The 20,039-nt window shown below is 40.5% G+C and carries 22 protein-coding genes and 2 riboswitches; all 22 genes read right to left on the bottom strand.

Annotated features, from left to right (window positions below; all coding sequences use genetic code 11):
• Positions 1–52: 52 nt before the first annotated feature.
• The gene (locus tag J2Y03_RS20235; protein ID WP_310197435.1) at positions 53–934 is read right to left on the bottom strand and encodes a GHMP family kinase ATP-binding protein; all 882 of its coding nucleotides are present in this window, start codon (positions 932–934) and stop codon (positions 53–55) included.
• Positions 935–998: 64 nt separating this feature from the next.
• Positions 999–2,516: a cobyric acid synthase gene (locus tag J2Y03_RS20230; RefSeq protein ID WP_310197433.1), complete on the bottom strand. Its 1,518-nt coding sequence runs from the start codon at positions 2,514–2,516 to the stop codon at positions 999–1,001.
• A 94-nt stretch (positions 2,517–2,610) separates the two neighbouring features.
• On the bottom strand, positions 2,611–2,715 hold the full coding sequence (locus J2Y03_RS20225) for a cobalamin biosynthesis central domain-containing protein (protein ID WP_396954234.1): 105 nt from the start codon (positions 2,713–2,715) through the stop codon (positions 2,611–2,613).
• Positions 2,673–2,801 carry a hypothetical protein gene (locus J2Y03_RS28970; RefSeq protein ID WP_396954237.1) on the bottom strand — a complete coding sequence of 43 codons (129 nt, stop codon included), beginning with the start codon at positions 2,799–2,801 and terminating at the stop codon, positions 2,673–2,675. Before J2Y03_RS28970 ends, J2Y03_RS20225 begins: the two co-directional genes overlap by 43 nt.
• A gap of 143 nt (positions 2,802–2,944) precedes the next feature.
• On the bottom strand, positions 2,945–4,144 hold the full coding sequence (locus J2Y03_RS20220) for a CbiX/SirB N-terminal domain-containing protein (RefSeq protein WP_132092479.1): 1,200 nt from the start codon (positions 4,142–4,144) through the stop codon (positions 2,945–2,947).
• Between the two features lie 103 nt (positions 4,145–4,247).
• The gene (locus tag J2Y03_RS20215; RefSeq protein WP_310197431.1) at positions 4,248–5,129 is read right to left on the bottom strand and encodes a class I SAM-dependent methyltransferase; all 882 of its coding nucleotides are present in this window, start codon (positions 5,127–5,129) and stop codon (positions 4,248–4,250) included.
• Positions 5,129–5,683: a nitroreductase family protein gene (locus tag J2Y03_RS20210; protein ID WP_310197428.1), complete on the bottom strand. Its 555-nt coding sequence runs from the start codon at positions 5,681–5,683 to the stop codon at positions 5,129–5,131. The genes J2Y03_RS20215 and J2Y03_RS20210 overlap by 1 nt, the downstream gene beginning before the upstream one ends.
• A complete protein-coding gene (cobA, locus tag J2Y03_RS20205; protein ID WP_132092488.1) occupies positions 5,677–6,438 on the bottom strand; it encodes a uroporphyrinogen-III C-methyltransferase in 762 nt (253 codons plus the stop codon). The genes J2Y03_RS20210 and cobA overlap by 7 nt, the downstream gene beginning before the upstream one ends.
• On the bottom strand, positions 6,435–7,064 hold the full coding sequence (locus J2Y03_RS20200; protein WP_310197425.1) for a precorrin-2 dehydrogenase/sirohydrochlorin ferrochelatase family protein: 630 nt from the start codon (positions 7,062–7,064) through the stop codon (positions 6,435–6,437). The genes cobA and J2Y03_RS20200 overlap by 4 nt, the downstream gene beginning before the upstream one ends.
• Entirely contained in the window at positions 7,033–8,418 is a 1,386-nt protein-coding gene (locus J2Y03_RS20195; RefSeq protein WP_310197422.1) for a cobyrinate a,c-diamide synthase, read from the bottom strand. The genes J2Y03_RS20200 and J2Y03_RS20195 overlap by 32 nt, the downstream gene beginning before the upstream one ends.
• Complete coding sequence (locus J2Y03_RS20190; protein ID WP_310197419.1) at positions 8,415–9,551, bottom strand: cobalt-precorrin 5A hydrolase; 1,137 nt, start codon at positions 9,549–9,551, stop codon at positions 8,415–8,417. The genes J2Y03_RS20195 and J2Y03_RS20190 overlap by 4 nt, the downstream gene beginning before the upstream one ends.
• Positions 9,548–10,327: a precorrin-4 C(11)-methyltransferase gene (gene cobM / locus J2Y03_RS20185; RefSeq protein WP_310197415.1), complete on the bottom strand. Its 780-nt coding sequence runs from the start codon at positions 10,325–10,327 to the stop codon at positions 9,548–9,550. Before cobM ends, J2Y03_RS20190 begins: the two co-directional genes overlap by 4 nt.
• Positions 10,327–11,031, bottom strand: a complete 705-nt coding sequence (gene cobI, locus J2Y03_RS20180; RefSeq protein ID WP_310197412.1) for a precorrin-2 C(20)-methyltransferase — start codon at positions 11,029–11,031, stop codon at positions 10,327–10,329. Before cobI ends, cobM begins: the two co-directional genes overlap by 1 nt.
• Entirely contained in the window at positions 11,031–12,224 is a 1,194-nt protein-coding gene (gene cbiE / locus J2Y03_RS20175; protein WP_310197409.1) for a precorrin-6y C5,15-methyltransferase (decarboxylating) subunit CbiE, read from the bottom strand. The genes cobI and cbiE overlap by 1 nt, the downstream gene beginning before the upstream one ends.
• Positions 12,199–13,335: a cobalt-precorrin-5B (C(1))-methyltransferase gene (locus J2Y03_RS20170; RefSeq protein ID WP_310197787.1), complete on the bottom strand. Its 1,137-nt coding sequence runs from the start codon at positions 13,333–13,335 to the stop codon at positions 12,199–12,201. Before J2Y03_RS20170 ends, cbiE begins: the two co-directional genes overlap by 26 nt.
• A complete protein-coding gene (locus tag J2Y03_RS20165; protein WP_132092509.1) occupies positions 13,310–13,984 on the bottom strand; it encodes a precorrin-8X methylmutase in 675 nt (224 codons plus the stop codon). The genes J2Y03_RS20170 and J2Y03_RS20165 overlap by 26 nt, the downstream gene beginning before the upstream one ends.
• Positions 13,965–14,741 carry a precorrin-6A reductase gene (gene cobK / locus J2Y03_RS20160; protein ID WP_310197407.1) on the bottom strand — a complete coding sequence of 259 codons (777 nt, stop codon included), beginning with the start codon at positions 14,739–14,741 and terminating at the stop codon, positions 13,965–13,967. The genes J2Y03_RS20165 and cobK overlap by 20 nt, the downstream gene beginning before the upstream one ends.
• Before the next feature lie 9 nt (positions 14,742–14,750).
• Positions 14,751–16,373 (bottom strand): precorrin-3B C(17)-methyltransferase, encoded by a 1,623-nt coding sequence (gene cobJ / locus J2Y03_RS20155; RefSeq protein ID WP_310197405.1) that lies wholly within the window; start codon positions 16,371–16,373, stop codon positions 14,751–14,753.
• A 139-nt stretch (positions 16,374–16,512) separates the two neighbouring features.
• Positions 16,513–16,691, bottom strand: a riboswitch (cobalamin riboswitch).
• A 111-nt stretch (positions 16,692–16,802) separates the two neighbouring features.
• Positions 16,803–17,627 (bottom strand): energy-coupling factor ABC transporter ATP-binding protein, encoded by an 825-nt coding sequence (locus J2Y03_RS20150; RefSeq protein ID WP_310197403.1) that lies wholly within the window; start codon positions 17,625–17,627, stop codon positions 16,803–16,805.
• Positions 17,628–17,654: 27 nt separating this feature from the next.
• Entirely contained in the window at positions 17,655–18,437 is a 783-nt protein-coding gene (gene cbiQ / locus J2Y03_RS20145) for a cobalt ECF transporter T component CbiQ (RefSeq protein WP_310197401.1), read from the bottom strand.
• Positions 18,438–18,455: 18 nt separating this feature from the next.
• Positions 18,456–18,737, bottom strand: coding sequence for an energy-coupling factor ABC transporter substrate-binding protein (locus J2Y03_RS20140; protein ID WP_310197399.1), 282 nt, complete (start codon positions 18,735–18,737; stop codon positions 18,456–18,458).
• Position 18,738: 1 nt separating this feature from the next.
• Positions 18,739–19,497, bottom strand: a complete 759-nt coding sequence (locus tag J2Y03_RS20135) for an energy-coupling factor ABC transporter permease (protein WP_310197397.1) — start codon at positions 19,495–19,497, stop codon at positions 18,739–18,741.
• Positions 19,498–19,659: 162 nt separating this feature from the next.
• Positions 19,660–19,852: riboswitch (cobalamin riboswitch) on the bottom strand.
• Between the last annotated feature and the right edge of the window lie 187 nt (positions 19,853–20,039).

Genomic DNA, 20,039 nt, shown 5'->3' with positions numbered 1-20,039 from the left:
CACTAATTGATTTATAAAAAAGCTGGAGAAACCCTGGATATATAGCCATTTCTTAATTGATAATTTTGACATTTTCAACGTTGGAATAATAGAAAGGTCTTTTTTTCAGGTTCTTGAAAAGAAGTGACATATGCTTTGATAATTGGAAAACAATCTCGTTACTATTAAGTCTATTTTTGTCTATTAAAATTCCCACCACTGTTCCACTGTGAGCAACAATAATTCCTCCTTGAAATGCATGAGCTAATTTTTCCATTTCAAAAAAATAAGGTTTTCTTAATATTTTTTGATTCACTCGTGCACTAATCGTTGTTGCCTTACAAATAAGAGAAAACTCGTTTTTACTGAACCCTTCTCTGACCCAATGGTATGCTTCTGAAAATAGATGTTGATCAGATTGATCATATGCTTTTTCAAATCGATTAAATTCAATTGTATTTACAGCTCCCCCGAGGTCTATCCCAACGAGGATGAAGGGTGGTAAAACTCCAAAGCTTGCAATAAGATCACCGTGTATATAATCATAAGCCACAACCTCATCATACATAACACCATCTGTTGGCTCAATCTTAGCGGCTATTGCAGAAATTATATCTTGCGTTAGGGGGAGAGAGTAACTATGAGCAATTGCTTTCATAGATGCTACAATATCTGCAGAACTACTCGCCATCCCTTTGCCCATTGGAATATTTGACCGAATGTCAAGTTTGCCGCCACCATTCAAACCAAACTGATTTAATAACAATTTTCCAGCTTTAATTGCTTTCACCTTTGAATTCACACCTGTTAATTCTGGTGAAGTTGGATTTGGGATGAAGCTTGCCTCACTTCTCAAACTTTGGATTGGAAAAGTTATTAAAAAAGGCCGTTCGTCTATTATCCCTTGAACAAGTTCTCCAAATGTTCCATTACAACTTCCCTTACCTATTTTCATTGTGAAAGCTCCGATTTCATCCTCAGATCAAGCAACAAAGAAGTGATAACTGTTTGGAAACCCTTCATTGGCTAATCCACCTTTTTGGGAATTCCTTCATTTTTTGTTCAATCAAATCAAGCTTTACGTGCGACCTTACATGATCCGCTAACAAATCAAATGCCTCTTCACGCAATTGGTTGAAGGATACACGCTGATGAATCGGCTCCAATCCTTTTCCTTGGCGAATCTGATTCAGTAGCTCCTTACGAAATTCATCATTATGAAAAATCCCATGAAAGTAAGTACCAATGATTCTTTCATCTGCGGTTTTACAGCCATCTGATCGGCCTTGTGTGTCAATTAGTCCCCGGGATTCTCGAGTCGTCCACGTTTCTCCCATATGAATCTCATAACCTAACACGTTGAAATGTTTGCCGTTAAGCTGTAGGAGTCCGTTTGATGACACGGTCGTCTTGTCTTTTGTAATGGTCGTCCTGATGGGCAGTAAGCGGAGACCTTCGATTTCTTGGTGAAGTGACTCAATGGCAAACGGATCCTCGATTTTTTCACCGAGCATTTGATAGCCGCCACAGATTCCAAATAGAAGGGATTCGTCCTTTTGCTGCAATTCCACGATTCTCTCGGCGATACCACTTTTTCTTAAAAACAGCAAATCCTCGATCGTATTCTTGCTCCCAGGAAGAATCACTAAATCTGGACTGTGTAATTGGTCTGCTCTTGTAATAAACCGGACATGGCAATCAGGTTCGGCAAAAAAAGGATCTACATCGGTGAAATTGGAGATTTTTGGATACTGAATCACCGCAATATCAAGTTCTTTTTCGGTATTTCGGACCGATGTATATTGATTTAATATCATGGAATCCTCGGCATCGATGTTTAAATTCTCCAAATAAGGAATCACTCCCAGAACCGTTTTTCCTGTATATTCCTCAAACCATGTTAATCCAGATTCCAAAAGCCGTATATCACCGCGGAATTTATTGATGATGACGCCGATGATTCGGTCACGGTCATTAGGGTCCATGAGCTGAAGGGTTCCTACTAAACTGGCAAAAACTCCGCCTTTTTCGATATCCCCAATCAAAATCACAGGGGCGTCAGCCATTCTTGCGACCCGCATATTGACCATTTCCCTGTCATTTAGATTAATCTCGGCAGGACTGCCCGCCCCTTCAATGACAATCCGTTCATACTTTTCTGACAGAACAGCAAGCGATTCTTTAATAAGGTCAATACCCGTTTGAAAGAATTCCTTGCGATACGCACTGGCTTCCATATTTTTATACGGTTTTCCATGGACCACAATTTGGGATTGGTTATCCCGATTTGGCTTGAGCAGAATCGGATTCATATCAGTTGTCGCCTGAATCCCTGCCGCTTCGGCCTGGACCCCTTGTGCTCTTCCTATTTCTTTTCCATCCACTGTGATATAAGAGTTTAACGCCATATTTTGTGACTTAAAAGGAACCGTTTTATATCCGTCCTGGGCGAATATACGGCAAAAGGCCGTCACGACGACACTTTTGCCGACATCCGAATTGGTACCTTGAAACATCAACTTAAGAGCCTTCGCCATTTACTTTGAACTCCTTACATTTCTTGATTGAATCGATCGGTAGTACTTAATATTTTCTCGAAGGGAGCTCCTACTGCCACCAATTTTTTTCGCCTTACTCCTGCAGAACTGCAATCTTTTCATCATTCACGACCGAAGCGCTCACCGGAGTCAGCTTTACTGCCGAATCCCAGACCCAGCCGAACCGTTTTCCAAACAAATCAACGGCAATAGTTTACTGTACAACCGAACTATCGTAATAATCGTGGGGCCTATAATGGCTGCAACTACTTTGGTAAAGTTCATTGGCTCCCCCGATATGTCTTGTCATGGGCCACATACTAGGTTGATGGAACGTGTTACCGTATGCCACTGCACTTTCCTTGGCAAACATAAACCATAATACTAAGAAAAACCGGACTATAAAACCAAAACCGGTTGTCTATCCTCTAATTATGGTGATGATGATGTTCATACCCTTGTTCTTCCGCATATTTACGGAAATTTTCTAAATCTTGCATTCCAGTCGAAGTACCGTTTAATGCCTGATTCATACGTTCTAACAGTATCGTTCTTAACTTTGGATGATAGCCAAAATACTGAGTAATATCAATTGATACATGCGGATAAGTCTCTTTAAACTGTTCGGCCATTTTATTCATTCTTTCCATTAAAATTCCCGTAAATAAAAAATACGGCAGCATGATGATTTTTTTTGCGCCTAATTTAATACAGCGTTCCATCCCATCCTGCACAGTTGGCGTCGTTACCCCCATAAAGGCACTTTCAACGATAGGTACATTTAATTTCTCCCACAATAATCTGCTGATTTTATAAAAATCACCATTAGCATATGGATCGCTGCCGCCTCGTCCAATTAATAAAATGGCCGTATCCTCATGTTTTTGATTCACATCAAAACCTGCTTCAGTCAGTCTTGTTTTTAAAATTTCAAAGACTTCCTCATGAATACCTATCGTCTGGCCATAGGTAAAATGAACATCCGGGAAATGCTCTTTAGCATGTTCGATTTCTGCTGGAATGTGGAGTTTTGAGTGTCCTGCATGTAATAATATGATAGGAATTACATGGATTTCATCCGCACCTTGTTCAACACACAGCTGAATCCCATCTTCAATATTTGGTGATGCAAATTCTAAAAAACATGTTTCTACTAAAAGGGCTGGATCAATGTATTCTTTCATTTGCCCGACAAATTCGCGAACTTCTATATTCCCTGCCTCCAGCCTGCTGCCATGTCCAACAAATAATACAGCTTTTTTCATTGATCCTTTACCCTTCTTGTATTTATCAATTCCTTTAATTCGATTTTCGCTGGGTTTCCGCACACCGTGCTCCATTGAATAAATGATAGCATCTTGTTCAACTACTTCATGAACAATATCACGTGCGGTTTCTTCATGTTGAACCGAATACCATGTCCCTTTTGGGTAATCAATTACGACGCATTTATCTTTACAGCGGCCGTTACAACGTGTACGCGATGTATGAATATGCTCATCCAAACGGTTTTTACGAATCTCATCACGAATTTGCTGCGTGACCGCTTCAGCTCCTGCTCCCATACAGGTTGCCCCATTGCAAATGAGTAAGTGACGCTGCATTTGCGTTAAATTCCATGTTGTCATAAAGTGACCTCCCCCTTTTCCATCATCTTGTACGCTCTATGTCTCTTTGTTATATCAAACATTGTCGCAGATAAAAGCCCATATTAGTAATGGCAAAACGAACTTAGTCATGTAACTTCACAGGCTCCCAACTAATGATTGCAGCATAGAATGGGTGACGGTACACATAATGGCCATCCTCCATTGTAATAAAGCGTTCAAGTGATGCTTTCACATGTGCCATATCAAACCGGGGTGTTAAGATTTTTTTGCTTTGTGCTTCATATAATTGCTGCAATGTATCATAACGATACTCACGCTCCAGCTTGAGCATTTCACAATTTGCATAAATCCCTAACTGATACAGCATATTGACGATAGTAATATAATCACGGCGAGGATATTTAATGTCATAGCAAAACTGCTCATCTAAAATAACGTAATGCGGCTGAATAGGTCCTGTTGTTAAACCAATGATGGCGCGCTTTTTGGCAAGCCTGTTCATTTTTTTCAGCGCCGCATTCATTTCATACATACGATAAAAGCAGTTCACCCCAATAACAACATCATGCTGCTCAATTTGCGCTTCTTCCCAATTACTATGAACGAACTGAAGATTTGCATCGTTTTCAAAGTATTGTAATAAATAAGCAAGCACACTTTCAGAACCATCCACTAACGTTAAACTTTTGACATCTTGACGGAGTTGGAAGGTATAGTTGCCCCATCCCGGCCCAATTTCAATACAAGTTGAATTTTTGGGGATATGTTGTTTCATTTTTTCGTAAATTTTTTTTGCATAGTAATCTGTTTGCTTGTATGTTTTTTTCTTCATGGATTGAGCCCAATATGCTTCTTCCAGCTCATCATCAATCATTCTTTCTGGCATCTTGCCATGCCAATCTAACATGCCTTTTTTCCACAGCTTTTCAAAATCAAATTGTAAAGGGGATCCTTTTATCATTGAACTATCTTCCTCAACTGTCGTGCCATGTACAAACCTCATTATAGCCAAGTTGTTTTTTCTGCAAATGGTGTACGCTTTTTTGCGGAAGTGCTTTCTTCTGCAGGGTAACCAATGCATAACGTCCCTACTAATTGCTCTCCATCCGATGCACCAATAAAATCATATAATGCTGTATCATGCACTAAGCCAACACCGCGTGTACGCCATACCATGCCTAAACCCAGCTGTTCGGCCATTAACCACATCGACATAATCGCACTGCTGACTGCAAAGGTATTATCTTTGGTTGCACCTTCATCTCCATCGACAATGGCAGATGTTACCACAATGACAAGCGGTGTTTTTGTGATGGCTTCCATTGAGCTTTCCACTAAATGTGGTTTTGTTGGGAAACGTTTTTGTAAATAATCAAGTGCCACCTGCTCATAACGTTTTAAGCTGTCGCCCTGTAAAACATAGAAATGCCAGGGCTCGCGCATACGGTCATTTGGTGCAAACGTTGCTGCTTCTAATAAGGTCTCAATTTTGTCACGTTCCACTTCACGCGTTTCAAATTGGCGAATCGCACGACGTTTTTTTAATGCATCTAACATAATTCATGCTCCTTTTCTTTAAACCAGGCAATTTGATCCCGTACACTAACCACCTCACCAACTAAAATCATGGATGGATTAGAGATACGATGTATTTGAATATCTTGTGCAATCGTGGAGAGATTGCCTGTAATCGTACGCTGATTTTTGGTTGTGCCCCATTCAATGACGGCAACAGGGGTTGTTTCACTTTTGCCATAGGTTATTAAGCTTTTCGAAATATGCGCGATATTGCCTATGCTCATATAAAAGGCTACCGTATCAATTTGAGCAAGCGCGGACCAATTTAAAAAGTCCTGCTCCTTTTCTGGGCGGCCATGACCTGTAACGATCGCAAAGCTTGCAGCATGATCACGATGTGTTACAGGAATCCCTGCATAAGCAGGCGCCGCAATCCCAGCTGTAATACCAGGCACGATTTCAAATGGAATATCGGATTGCCGTAAAATCGCGGCTTCTTCTGCACCACGTCCAAAGACAAAGGGGTCACCCCCTTTTAAGCGAAGAACCTGCTTGCCAAGATTGGCTTGTTCCACTAGCACACGATGAATTTCATCCTGAATCAGTCCATGCCTGCCTGGTTCTTTTCCACAATAAATCAGCTCGGCGTCAGCTTTCGCATGTTTTAATAATTCAGCATTCACCAGACGGTCATATAAAATCACATCTGCTTGCTGAATGCACTCTAGTCCACGAATCGTCAATAGTTTTGGGTCACCAGGACCAGCTCCTACAATATATACAAATCCGCTCACCGTTTTTCTCCTATACGCTGCTGCAGCCACGCTTCACATTTTTGTTTTTCACCTTGCTCCATCCATTGTAATAACTGTGGATCCACGAGCTCTGCTAATAGCTGTTTTTTCACATCGCCCTTAGACATTTGTAAAATTCGCTGACGTGCTTCCTTTAAAAATGAAACATACTGCGCGTAATGTACTCCAAATTGCTCTTCTAAATCCGTCTTAACTTGGCGTGTCAGACCTGGACTTGCTCCAGACGTCGACACAGCCAATACGAAATCACCGCGGCGAACGACTGCTGGATTGATGAAATCAACACGTCCTTTTGCATCCGCACGGCTGAGTAATTGCCAATGCTGTGCCGCTTCTTCCACTGCATTGTTTACCTCTTGGTCATTTGTAACGGCGAAAATTAGTGATGCATCATCTAAATCAGCAGGTTCAAATGCTTTTTCTTTCCATGTCACAAGCCCTTCATTTATATATTGCTGCAATTTTTCGGTTACCGCTGGACTTATCACTATCACTAGCGCCTTTGTTGGCAGCAGCGCTTCCACCTTTTGACGTGCTACATGTCCGCCCCCAACAATAACAACCTTTTTATAGTCAATATTCATTAATAGTGGGAAATAATTCATTGTTTACCTCCAAACATGCTGTAAGCCAATTTTTCACAAGCTGTGGATTCGAAGCAAAATGAAAGTGTGTATAGCCAGCAACAAGATTTTTATGTAGATAACCTTCCTGCTGAGAACGAAAACGGCTTTTACTAAAATAAGCTGGTGATGTATGCTCCCCCTCATACGTTGAGTAATGGAACTCATGCCCTTTTGCCTGCTCCTCTTCATTGACTAGAAAGTTGCCTTGAACACCTGTAATTTCCCGATAGCCAAGTGCCGCTAATTTATCCTGCATCCGCACACGTCCTGGGATTATCCCGAGCATCGGGAATACCTGTCCTTGACGATTCACAATTTCCTCTGTTAAATACATAAAACCGCCGCATTCCGCTAATGTTGGCAGCCCTCGCTCAACCGCGACCCTTATGGATTGCTTTCCTGCCTCATTTTTCGCCAATTGATCCGCAAACTCTTCAGGGAAACCGCCGCCGATATACAGCCCCTGCGCTTTTTCTGGAACTTCCTCATTTTGTAATGGAGAGAAGTAATGCAATGTGGCACCATATGCACGGAGTAATTCTAAATTTTCTTCATAATAAAAGTTAAAGGCCGCATCCTTTGCAACTGCAATATGTACTTCTTGTCTTTGCGGCTGTGCATCAAAGATAGATTCAGAAACGTCCAATGATTGTGTTTTTGTAATTTTCAGCAGTTGTTCAATATCCACTGTTTCTTCGATTGCTTCTGCAAGACTATCAAAATATGAATCTAAATCACCACGTTCAATGGCTGGCACTAAACCCAAATGACGGCCTGGCATTGATGGGACAGCTCCTTTTGGCAGATAGCCAATGACAGGAATTCCACATTCTTGCTCAATCGCTGCTTTGACAATTTCAAAATGGCTTTTACTTCCTAATTGATTGGCAATAACACCAATAATATTGGAGCTTTCATCTAACATTTGAAATCCTTTGACAATCGCAGCCGCACTTCTTGCCATACTTGCCGCATTAACAATTAAAATGACGGGACTTTTTGTAACCTCACTAATATGAGCAGCAGAACCTTCATTTGATAATGGGGATTTGCCATCATAAAAGCCCATCACTCCTTCAATAATAGCTGCATCTGCATCTTGGCTCGCTCTTGCGACAATGGCACGGACTGTATCATGAGACATCATGAAACTATCAATATTACGAGAAGGGCGTTTGGTGACAGCTGTATGATACGTTGGGTCAATATAGTCCGGGCCGCATTTAAAGCCCTGGACTGTTAATCCACGCTTCATAAGCGTACGCATGATGCCGATTGTGAATGTTGTTTTTCCAACACCGCTTCCTGTGCCGGCTAGAACAAATCGATTCATTGTACTTCCTCCTGAAAGTTGACACGTGCAATGGAAATGGTCACATTTCCGCTTTTCTTTTTCTTGAGCAGTAATTCTTTCGCATTCGCATATCGCAATGCGGCCGGCTCACTGACCCCATAAGCACCTGTATATTTAAAGACTGTATCCGATGGGTTTTGCATCGGTATTTCATTCAGCTGGTCAGGTGTGTAAGTTACAAACGGCCAGTTATGTTTAGCAGTTAAATCAAGCAATCCTGTTTCGTTTTTCTTTAAATCGATGGTCGCAACTGCTTTAACACTTTTTTTACTTAAACGCAGCTCCGCTAATGTTTCATCTATGACTTGTTCAATTTCTGCCATTGCCGTCCCTCGATTACAGCCAATGCCAAGTACAATTGATTTTGGACGATACATAACGCCGTTCTCGAGCAGCACCTCTTCATGTGCCTCAATTAAACGATCTGTAATAAGAAGGGCCGCTTGTGGCTTTGCCATGATCGCTTCATCTATCGATGGATAAATTTTCAAATTGTCCGGTATTGAGCGATCGTACATCCACCAATTTTTTTCTCCCGTTTCCTGCACGATCGCAACATGCTCTTCATTGACAACCGATGCACTAACAGGTGTTAATTTTTCTTCACTATCCCACATCCACCCAAATTGGGCGCCAAATAAATCCACGGGAATCGTTTTCTGAACATCTGACGCGGTTGTAACAACGGGTACAGCACCTATCGCTTTTGCAAATTCATGGGTTAAGGCATTGGCACCGCCAATATGCCCCGATAATACGCTGACGACAAACTGACCTTTATCATCCACCACTAACACGGCAGGATCTTTCTTTTTATCAATCATTAGCGGAGCAATCATGCGAACGACAGCACCGAGGGAAATGATGCAAATGATCCCTTTATACTGCTGGAACAAAGAGGGCAACAATAGTCGAACCGTACCATCAAATAACTGAATTTGACGCGTCTCTTCGTCGCCCTGCTCAAATTTCTTCATATAATATAGGTCCGCATAGGGGAATTTTTCCACGTAGCTTCTTGCATGTGCCACCCCATGTTTCGTAATGGCAACGAGGGCATAGGGTTTGCGTTTTTCTATTACAGGAATCTCACCTTCACGTAAATTAATCATTCGCCCTTCACACCTTTGCGGAAGCCATGAGTAAAGGTTTTATCATAGAGCTTCGAACGATAATCTTTTTCATGGATATGCGGGTCTAATGCCCAGCCTGCTAGAATCATCGCATGCTTGCGAATGCCATTGACCCGCATTGCTTCATCTAATTCAGCCAGTGTTGTTCGCACAATTTTTTGGTCAGGCCACGAAGCACGCTGCACAACAGCAACTGGTGTATCGTCTGCCCAGCCTGCTGCCTGCAATTCTTTGGTAATTTTCTTGGTTAATGTCGCACTTAAAAACATTGCTATTGTACAGTGATGGCTTGCCAGTGCCTGTAATTTTTCACGCTCTGGCACAGGTGTACGCCCTTCAGCCCGCGTTAAAATGAGCGTTTGAGTTAAATCAGGAATCGTCAGCTCTGCACCAACTGCTGCTGCAGAAGCAAAAACAGAACTTACACCTGGAACAACTTCATAGCTAATATCATGCTGCTTCAGCAGTGCCACTTGCTCCATCGTTGCCCCGTACATCGCCGGGTCGCCTGTATGTAATCGTACAACCTTTTTGCCTACATTGACACGTTCGACAATACAATCCACCATTTCCTGAAGATGCATCCCTGCTGTGCGGATAATTTCTGCCGACTCCTTCGCTTCCGCTACTAACGTTTCGCTTACGAGTGAATCAGTATACATCACAACATCCGCTTCTTTTAATAGCTTTAAACCTTTCACCGTGATTAAATCCGGATCTCCCGGACCTGCTCCAATAATCCAAATTTTCTTCATTATTTGCGCACCACCATACATGACAAGTAATTTAATTCTGCACCCCGAAGTTCATTGATCTTCCAAATTACCTCTTCGTCAGATGTAACTTTTGTTACGACATGTGCTTTTTCTAATAAATTCATTTCCTCTAGTAGATCGAGCATTGCGTCTAAAACTTTTGCTACTTTGATAAAGACGATGGCATCGTGGTTTTCAATTACTCGGCGCATTTCTTCCATATCCTCCGTAGCAGGAATCATGGCGACATGGTCATCACCATCAGCCAATGCAATCCCTAAGCGATTAACAGAACCATTAAATGACGAAATGCCTGCTACCGTTTCAATCGGGACATCAGGGTACATCGATTTCATTAAGTTCATTAAATGTATAAATGTGCTGAATAGCATCGGATCCCCTTCTGTTACAAAAGCTACATCTTTTCCTTGAACTAAATAGCGATAAATAGCTTCCACAGATTTTGTCCACTCAGTGCGCAGGGTATCTTCATCTTTTGTCATCGGGAATACCAAACCAAGCATCTCTTTTTCTGCCGGGTTAATATACACTTCCACAATACGATGGGCATAAGACTTACTGCCTTTTAATTTTTTGGGATAAGCAATGACCGGGCTTTCCTGCAATCTGCGAAATGCTTTTACTGTAATTAATTCTGGATCTCCTGGCCCAACACCTATTCCAAATAAGGTTCCAATTTTCATTATTCTTTTCCTTTCTTTGCTGTCATAATATAGATTGGATTTAACGGTTCAAAACGTGTTAAATTTAAGATTGGCTTACTTTTTGAAATTTGTGCCTGTAATATCGATACTTCACAGCCTAATGTTTTAAGATGCTGCAGCGCTTCTGCCAGATTTTCGATCGTTGCAATATTCATAACAAGGCGCCCATTTGGCTGTAAGCGTGAAATACATGTTTGCAATAAAAGTTCCATATTTCCACCGTTGCCGCCAATAAAAATCGCATGCGGATTAGGAAATTCATCCAAACGATCAGGTGCCTTCCCCAGCACTGCAACAAAATCTGTACGATGTTTTAATTGATTTTCCAGGCAGTTTTCAAGGTCACCCTCATTTTTTTCAATTGCATACACGGCACCTTCCCGAGCTATTTTCGCAGCCTCTATCGCAACTGAACCTGTGCAGGTTCCAATATCCCAAACAACGCTATTCTCTTTAAGCTCTAACTCCTGGAGAGATAGAGTTCGAATTTCTCTTTTAGTAATTAATCCTTTATCTGGCTTTCGCTGAAGAAATGCATCATCCGGAATTCCAAGAGAGGCACGTTCCACTACCTCACGCTGTTTTAAAATCACAACATTCAATGGAAAAAAGGAGGTTTGCTCCATTTCGTCCAATGTGAGGCTGCGGCAGCGCTCGTTTTCACCTTGTAGATTTTCAGCAACAAAGGCATCATATTCTGTCATGCCGAAACGCTTTAAATATTTTGCAATTGCCTGCGGAGAATTCGCTTCATCTGTTAAAACAGCAATTTTTTTACGTCCATCAATTCTTTGTGCAAACCCTTTAATGGAACGGCCGTGCAAGCTGACAATATATGCATCCTGCCAGCTTTCCTGCATTTTAGAAAAAGCGAGCTGTACCGAGCTGGTATAAGGATAAATCGCTATTGGAAGCTTCTTCGCAAGTACACCGCCAAGTCCATAAAACAGTGGATCTCCGGACACTAAAATAACGACATTTCGTGTTTCTTGCTGTAATTCAGCTGTTAATGCTGACAAACCGCCTTTGATTACTTTTTTCTCATTTTTAAATTCCGGGAAAAATTGTAAATGACGCTCCCCGCCTACAAGTACATCACATTCATTGATCCACTCAGCATATTGGGGGAGCAATCCTTCCGCGCCATTATCCCCTATACCAATCATCTTCATCCAATTTGTCAATGTTCTCAGCCTTTCCTAAACAGTCTCCATTCATGGCATACAAGGTTGTCGACACCTTGATGTCAGTATTCATATGATTCAGTGCATAGTAGCAGCAGTTTTTGCAAAGTGCTGCAAAGAATGCCTCGTTTCCCTGAAGCATTTCACCAACCTGTGAAGCCGTATTCGCCTGTAAAATTTCTCGCTGGGTCTCCTCATCAATACCCACTTTATTGGCAATGCCTGCTAAAAACTCAAAGCTTATCGGTGCGCTTTTTGAGTGAACCATCATAACGCCTTGGGCAACTTTTGAGAACTTACCCATCATTCCTACTAACGAGACTCTCGGAATCTTCTTTCGCGCAATATTTTTTAACGTAAAACCGACAAAATCGCCCATTTCGATAAATGCTTCTTCTGGTAAATGAGGATACTGCTGCATAGCATATTTTTCACTGCGTCCACCTGTTGTAATGACTAAATGCTCACATCCTGATTCTTTTGCTACATTGATCGCTTGTACGATACTTGCCATATAAGCAGAACTTGAAAATGGAACCACTGTTCCCCGTGTACCTAATATCGAAATTCCGCCTATAATGCCTAAACGCCCATTCAATGTTTTTTCAGCAATCTTTTCACCATCTGGTACGGAAATGACCACTTCAATTCCACAATCCAATTCATATTTTTCAATTGCTTCTTGTACAACACCACATATCATTTTACGTGGTACGGGGTTTATGGCTGCTTGGCCAACTGGTACAGGTAGTCCCGCTTTTGTCACTCGCCCTACACCAACTCCGCCATCTAAATGAATGCCTTCTACTTTTGAATAACGAACGGTACTCTGAATTCGTGCTTGATGTGTAGCATCAGGATCGTCCCCGGCATCTTTGATCGTTTCACACATTACCCCGTCAGCTGACACTTCAAATGCCGTTACTTTAAATGTTGCATACTGGCCAACCGGTAAATAAATCGTAACTTCATCTGGTACCTTTCCCCTCACTAGTGCTTGCAGTGCCGCTTTTGTCATCGCTGCTGCACAAGCTCCTGTCGTGTAGCCATGACGCATTTGTGAAGGGTCTTTTTTATTTCGTTTCTTTTGCTCGTTCATCCGCCATAATGGAAATGGCATTAAGTGCAGCGACTGTCACTGTACTGCCACCCTTTCTCCCTGCGTTTGTAATAAATGGAATCCCTTCAAGCACTGCTAACTCGGCTTTTGACTCTGCAGCTGAAACAAAGCCGACTGGCATTCCAATAATTAAGTCCGGTTTTGCCACACCATCTTTAATTAAACGAATTAACTCCAACAACGCGGTTGGCGCATTGCCAATGGCATAAATTCCTCCTTCATGTAAACGTGTTGCTTTTTGCATGGAAATAATAGCCCGTGTTGTTCCTTGAGCCTTTGCTTCCTTTGAGACATCTTCATCCGCAATATAACAATGCAAGTCCCCGCCATGCTTTAGGAATCGCTTACGGCCTGAACCACTTTCAATCATTTGTACATCCACCACTACATGACGGCCCGCTAAAATGGATTGAATCCCAGCCTCAATGGCATCAGGTGTAAAAATCATGCTACGGCCTAATTCAAAATCTGCTGAAGCGTGAATTACCCGCCGAACAACTAGCCATTGCTCATCTGTAAATGAATGTTCGCCCATCTCTTCTTTGATAATGGCGAAACTGTAATCATAAATCTTGTCTGGATCGACCGTTACAGGAATAAATTTTGTATTAAAGTTCATGTTTGCCATGGATAAAACCTCCCAATAGTTGAGTTACTTCTTCGAATGAAGTACAAAAATTTTCATATTCAATCGCTGGCCGCTTTATTAGAATGACAGGAATCCCTAATTGCAGAGCAGCTGTCATTTTTTCATCTACGGATCCCACTTTGCCGCTTTCTTTTGTAATCAATAGAGTCACATTATATTGCTCACATAGTGCTTTATTTAATGATTCCGAAAATGGACCCTGGATCGCAATAATGTCCTTTTGTTTAATACCTAACTGATTGCACTTTTCCATGTTCCCTATATTTGGAAGCATTCTGCAAATAAGCCGGATTTCATCACGCATTAAATATTTTGTAAATATATCTAACGTTTTGCTTCCTGTTGTCAGCATGATTGTTCCTTTATGAGATTGAGCTAATTTAGCTGCCTCATCATAACTTTCTACTTCTGTAATTAAGGGGGAAATAAACTGTTCTTCTGGCCTTTCATAACGAATGTAAGGAATATCACATGCTTTTGCTGCTGCCATTGCGGTTTTCGACGCTTCTTCCGCATATGGATGGCTAGCATCGATGACACAGGTCATCTGTTGGTTCTGAATAAGCGCCATCATGTCATCAACTGATAACCGCCCGACGTGATAAGGAATATGGTGGGCATTCAAACTTTCGGAAGCAGATTCTGTGACCACTGTTGCTAATAAAGGATAGCCTTGATTTTGCAATTGAATGGCTAATGCTCTCGCATCACTTGTGCCTGCTAAAAATAAAATCATTTGTTCCTCCTAATCTCCACATGGTGCCGGCTCGACTTCAATTTTGGAGCTCATATCCTGATAGTTAAAATACTGAATTTTTTTCACACGTTTAAAATATTTAAAAAGGCGTTCATTTGGATGGGCATTTTGTTTGTACTCTTCTACAATTTTTGTTAATAACGTCAGCAGCTCATCTGGTTCAATACCTTCTGCAACTGGCTGTGCAGCATGGGCTGTACGGCCAACCGGCTTTGCTCCAATAAATAAATCAAATTTTTTCTTGCGGTAAACAATCCCAATATCATCAAATACTGCCCGATAACAGGCCATACCGCAGCCGTTGAAACCAATATGTAATTCTTTTGGAAGCTTTAAGCCCCCCAATTTTGCTGCTATTTCTTCTGCGTATGGAATAGATTCTGCTTTTTCACCGTTGCAAAAATCACAAGCTTTTAAATTTAAAACATCGCCCACAGGCATGACAATTAAATGATTTTGTTCAAGTTTTTCAACAATCGATTCAGGCTGATCTGTTGGAATCTTTACTAAAAAACGATGATCCGGTGTATATTCCATGGTGCCTGTCTCGCCAATGGTTTCTGCCAATACACGCATTTGCTCTGGCGTAATAAATTTATTGGCAACACCAGGTGAAACAGCAAATTCAAATATATCTTCGATTGGCTGCTTAACTAAATGCGGATGTTCTATTTCCGATTTAGTCACCATGGATAAAGCCTTTAAGGCCAAATCTAATGAGCTGACTTCTTGTTTTTCTCTTTCAATTTGCTCATAACCAGCTTGCGCTTCACCTGTTTCTTGATTTAATGCCCATGGCTCGGCTTCCTTTTTCAAACGCTGATGCGGTTTTAAGCTTTGCTTTTCCTCACCTAACGTATATTTACGCTGATAACCTCGAGGGGTAATGATTTTATTGTCATAAAAGAAAGTAGAAGAATTCCCGATAACAACCGTTGTCAGCATTCCTATATCATGTTCAAGCATTTCAGCCAGTGTTGTCAGCACTACATTTTGATTTTCACGATAGGCACTTTTCACAAGACCCACCGGTGTATCAGGAGAACGATATTTTAATAGAATATTTTGTGCCTCTACAATTTGGCGTGTCCGCCGGCCGCTTTTCGGATTATATAAAGCAATAACAAAATCCGCCATCCCGGCTGCTTCAATGCGCTTTTCAATTACAGTCCATGGCGTTAAATGGTCACTTAGACTTATCGTGCAGGAATCATGCATGACTGGCGCACCCAATAAACTCGCACAAGAATTAATGGCAGAGATACCAGGAACAATTTCTACCGCAATTCCTTCATTTTCAGTCCAGCCCTTTTCAATCAGCACTTCATACACTAATCCAGCCATGCCATATACGCCTGAATCTCCGCTGGAAATCACTGAGACAATATGGCCTGCTTCAGCTTTCTTTACTGCATCCTGTGCACGTGACACTTCTTCTGTCATACCCGTACTGACAATGGATTTTGCTGTTACGAAAGGTTCAATTAGCTCTACGTATGTTTTATAGCCAATTATACAATCGCTTTGCTGCAAGGCATCTACAGCTCGTTTTGTAATATGCTCACGATCACCTGGACCGAAGCCAACAACAAAAATTTTTCCCTTTTTCATAGGCTTACCTCCAAATAAAAATGCCTGCACTCCTTTAAAAAGGAATACAGGCATGTGAAAGGGCAGTATAAGTTAAGCATACTGAATACACAAAGACATTAGGTATAAATGTCCCGCCTATACTCCTCCCTCCGAGAAGCAAGTGTCGTTTAAATAAGCAGGTTTCCTGACTTAAGCTTCTTTTTACTCTTACACCTTCCCGATTTCTCAGTGGCATTGTAATTTCATCAGCTCTTACAGTAGCGGGGGCTGTACCAGACTTTCACTAGTTTCCCTATTACCTCACAAAATGTGAGCACTTATTTAAATTATTTATTAATTTCGTATAAATATATCATATAATCTCGTAAGTTGATATATTATTTTGAAGATTTAATAAAATCTTTGTATAATATCTCCTTCTTGGGTATACCGATCCCATTTAATCAATCAATCCATCATTTCAAACAGTTCTGCTTTCGACCTCGGATATTTTTTTGGGGGAAAATTCGTTCTTTGAAATTTTTCAAACACTTCCATAATCCAAGGTTTTTGTAAATGGCTTTTTTCGAGAATTTCTCTTTTATTAAAAACCTCAACGGGTGTTCCTTGAGCTAGCAAATGCCCATTGTTTAAGATGATTACCTCATCTGCCCACTCATAAGCTAGATCTACATTATGCGTTGACAATAGAATCGTACGATTTCGGTGATGAATTTTTTCCAATATATCTAACATTCTTTTTGAATAGTAAGGATCGAGTCCAGCTGTTGGTTCATCCAACACCATTAATTCCGGATCAATAGCAACAATTCCAGCGATTGCTACCCTTTTTTTCTGTCCGATACTTAAAAAGTGAGGGGGTTTATCTTTAAGCGATTCCGTTTCTGTTAATGTGATGACTTCCTCTACACGCCTCTCTATTTCTTCTGTGGGTAAATCCAAATTTTTTGGACCATACTTAATATCTTCATAGACACTAGATGAAAAAAGCTGGGTTTCAGAATTTTGGAATACAATACCGACTTGCTGCCTTAATTGCTTAATCTCTTTTCGTTTATAGGTCAACTTCTTTCCGCTGTATAAAATGCTTCCACTTGTTGGCTTTAAAATACCGTTTAAAAGAAGAAATAGTGTCGATTTCCCAGCACCATTGTTCCCTAATAAGGCTATCTTCTTCCCTTTTTCAATTGAAAGATTTATTTGATTCAATGCCATCGTTCCATCTGCATATAGATAAGAAACTTGTTCAAACGTTATTATTTGTTCACTCACTCTACATACTTCCTTTTCATTGGTCTTTCATGATTTTGTCATAATATATATCATGAAAAGTGTTATAAACGAAAAAAATATAATGACAAAATGCCCACGATTATAGCCCATTGATAAATCCACATCATACAAATGTTCATCTCCACCTCGACTATCAATTGCGATTTGAAGTTCTTTTGCTGAGCTCATCGATTTAACGAAAAGGCTGACAATAAGCTGTGCAACGCTGGAAAACCAGCTTCTATAATTTTGATAGCCAAGCCTGCTGGATTGTGCAATATAAATCTCATTCATCTTTTCCAATAAAACAAAGATAAATCGATACGTAATCCCCATTAATTCTACAAAAACGGCGGGTAGTTTTACTTTTTTAAATACCCAGATAAATTGATTAAGAGGTGTTGATAAAACAAGAAAATATAAACAGCTCACACTTGCTAAAATCGTTGTGGCTAGTTCGTATGATTGTTGGATACTATATGAACTTATATAGATTTGCCATAAACCTATTTCTGCCATCCAAAGCACCTCTAAATCTTCTTGATAAATAGGTGCAATGGAAAATAAAATGGCAACCAAGCTTGTCATTAAGAAAACAAAAGGGACGAATAGAAGTTTCAAATATGCTATAAACGGGATTTTCGCCTTGAATAACACCCCAATACTCATTACAGTAAAGGTAAAACAAGCCACCCAAATATTTTTTGAAATAATTGTAAAAAGGAGAAAGATCAGCGCAAAACTGACCTTCTCAACGGGATGAACATCTTTTAATCCGCTGGTATAAGCATAATCATCAATTTTTATCATATCAGTCACTTCATTCCACTATTGTTTGGATGAAGAATATTTTTTTCTAGCTTTTCCATATCCAAGACAATAGCCGATGATGATGGCTCCAAGAGCCGCTTGTAACGAGAATAGTAAACTTTCAATCTCTCCACTTGGTGGTTCCCATATCGCATGAAACCATGGCTCATAGTCAGGTGCCACTTCGATAATCGCTTCCTCCGCTTGCCCGTCAGCTCCACCAAATTCAGCATCATTTAGAAAAATTAATGGAATAATTGCTAATAAAATTACAATTAATAATAATACTCCATTTTTCATGTTAGCTTACCTCCTTAATTGAAAGTAATTGCTTTAATTCTGCCATATTATATTTTTGAAGTAGATTCATCACAATAACCGTAAGTAAGCCTTCACTGATAGCTAAAGGAACTTGTGTCAAACCAAAGATACTAGCAAACTTTACAAATGAAGCCACAAAGCCACCCACCTCAGCAGGGAAAGCTAAGGCTAGTTGAACCGATGTCACTAAATATGTCCCTAAATCCCCTAACATTGCAGCTAAAAAGACTGCAACAGCTACAGATAAGTTCATTTTTCTTCCAAACTTAAATATTCCATAAGCGAGTAGAGGTCCGACGACTGCCATGGAAAAGGCATTCGCTCCTAACGTTGTAATTCCACCATGTGCTAACAATAATGATTGAAATAAAAGAACTATTGTTCCTAAAACACTCATCGCCGTTGGACCAAATAAAATAGTCCCCAATCCTACACCCGTTGGATGAGAAGAACTACCTGTCACTGAAGGAATTTTCAACGCAGATAAAACGAATGCAAATGCACCAGACAGACCTAGCATTGATTTCAATTCAGGATTTTCTTTTAATTTTTTCGTAATCGATCGTATTCCAACAGCAACAAATGGAATGGTGATTCCCCACCAAAAAACAGCCCAGCCAATTGGTAGAAATCCTTCCATAATATGCATTGCATAGGCTGAATGATAAGAGTTCGTCCAAAAATAGCTTGTTAAACCAAGCAGTACAACAAATGAAACCCATAATGATCTTTTTTTCATTTTAAACTTCCCTCCATGTTACAAAATAGTGACCAAACCAAAAAGAGCATTTAAACCTGGTGGGCTTAAATGCTCACAAAAAACAATAGTATTTTCTGCTTTAAACACAAAAAAGCATACTTCCGTCTCCGTAAACACATCCCCCTATAGCCCGTAGGTCACGTCGTGTTATCTAAACAGGCAGGTCTCCTGACTTACCATCGATGCTCCTTGCGTCTTCCCGCTATTAAAAAAAGCAGTGACATTGTGCAGGTCGCTCCGAATTACAGTGGCGGGTACCGTGTCGGACTTTCACCGAACTTCCCTATTAGCTATACAATCTTACATGCATAACACCTGTTTAAAATATGTATATAATTTTCTTAATATTACATTAACAAACTCTTGCTGTCTACCATTTTTTCTTGTAACCACTATGGAAAACAACAGAAGACACTTTACTTGATATCACCGAAAATATAGAAGAAGACGAACTTCAAAAGTTCGCCTCCTACACTAAAAGATAAAATCAAATCGGCACGCCGGCAATTTTATACTTATTA

It is taken from the genome of Neobacillus niacini (assembly GCF_031457145.1).
Lineage (GTDB): Bacteria > Bacillota > Bacilli > Bacillales > Cytobacillaceae > Neobacillus > Neobacillus niacini_J.
This window is presented reverse-complemented; position numbering and strand designations above follow the sequence as displayed.

What these genes read in the sequence shown, in the direction of transcription:
- J2Y03_RS20235 (WP_310197435.1), bottom strand. Translation starts at nt 934, where the DNA reads ATGAAAATAGGTAAGGGAAGTTGTAATGGAACATTTGGAGAACTTGTT.
- J2Y03_RS20230 (WP_310197433.1), bottom strand. Translation starts at nt 2,516, where the DNA reads ATGGCGAAGGCTCTTAAGTTGATGTTTCAAGGTACCAATTCGGATGTC.
- J2Y03_RS28970 (WP_396954237.1), bottom strand. Translation starts at nt 2,801, where the DNA reads ATGAACTTTACCAAAGTAGTTGCAGCCATTATAGGCCCCACGATTATT.
- J2Y03_RS20220 (WP_132092479.1), bottom strand. Translation starts at nt 4,144, where the DNA reads ATGACAACATGGAATTTAACGCAAATGCAGCGTCACTTACTCATTTGC.
- J2Y03_RS20215 (WP_310197431.1), bottom strand. Translation starts at nt 5,129, where the DNA reads ATGAGGTTTGTACATGGCACGACAGTTGAGGAAGATAGTTCAATGATA.
- J2Y03_RS20210 (WP_310197428.1), bottom strand. Translation starts at nt 5,683, where the DNA reads ATGTTAGATGCATTAAAAAAACGTCGTGCGATTCGCCAATTTGAAACG.
- J2Y03_RS20200 (WP_310197425.1), bottom strand. Translation starts at nt 7,064, where the DNA reads ATGAATTATTTCCCACTATTAATGAATATTGACTATAAAAAGGTTGTT.
- J2Y03_RS20195 (WP_310197422.1), bottom strand. Translation starts at nt 8,418, where the DNA reads ATGAATCGATTTGTTCTAGCCGGCACAGGAAGCGGTGTTGGAAAAACA.
- J2Y03_RS20190 (WP_310197419.1), bottom strand. Translation starts at nt 9,551, where the DNA reads ATGATTAATTTACGTGAAGGTGAGATTCCTGTAATAGAAAAACGCAAA.
- cobM (WP_310197415.1), bottom strand. Translation starts at nt 10,327, where the DNA reads ATGAAGAAAATTTGGATTATTGGAGCAGGTCCGGGAGATCCGGATTTA.
- cobI (WP_310197412.1), bottom strand. Translation starts at nt 11,031, where the DNA reads ATGAAAATTGGAACCTTATTTGGAATAGGTGTTGGGCCAGGAGATCCA.
- cbiE (WP_310197409.1), bottom strand. Translation starts at nt 12,224, where the DNA reads ATGAAGATGATTGGTATAGGGGATAATGGCGCGGAAGGATTGCTCCCC.
- J2Y03_RS20170 (WP_310197787.1), bottom strand. Translation starts at nt 13,335, where the DNA reads ATGAACGAGCAAAAGAAACGAAATAAAAAAGACCCTTCACAAATGCGT.
- J2Y03_RS20165 (WP_132092509.1), bottom strand. Translation starts at nt 13,984, where the DNA reads ATGGCAAACATGAACTTTAATACAAAATTTATTCCTGTAACGGTCGAT.
- cobK (WP_310197407.1), bottom strand. Translation starts at nt 14,741, where the DNA reads ATGATTTTATTTTTAGCAGGCACAAGTGATGCGAGAGCATTAGCCATT.
- cobJ (WP_310197405.1), bottom strand. Translation starts at nt 16,373, where the DNA reads ATGAAAAAGGGAAAAATTTTTGTTGTTGGCTTCGGTCCAGGTGATCGT.
- cbiQ (WP_310197401.1), bottom strand. Translation starts at nt 18,437, where the DNA reads ATGATAAAAATTGATGATTATGCTTATACCAGCGGATTAAAAGATGTT.
- J2Y03_RS20140 (WP_310197399.1), bottom strand. Translation starts at nt 18,737, where the DNA reads ATGAAAAATGGAGTATTATTATTAATTGTAATTTTATTAGCAATTATT.
- J2Y03_RS20135 (WP_310197397.1), bottom strand. Translation starts at nt 19,497, where the DNA reads ATGAAAAAAAGATCATTATGGGTTTCATTTGTTGTACTGCTTGGTTTA.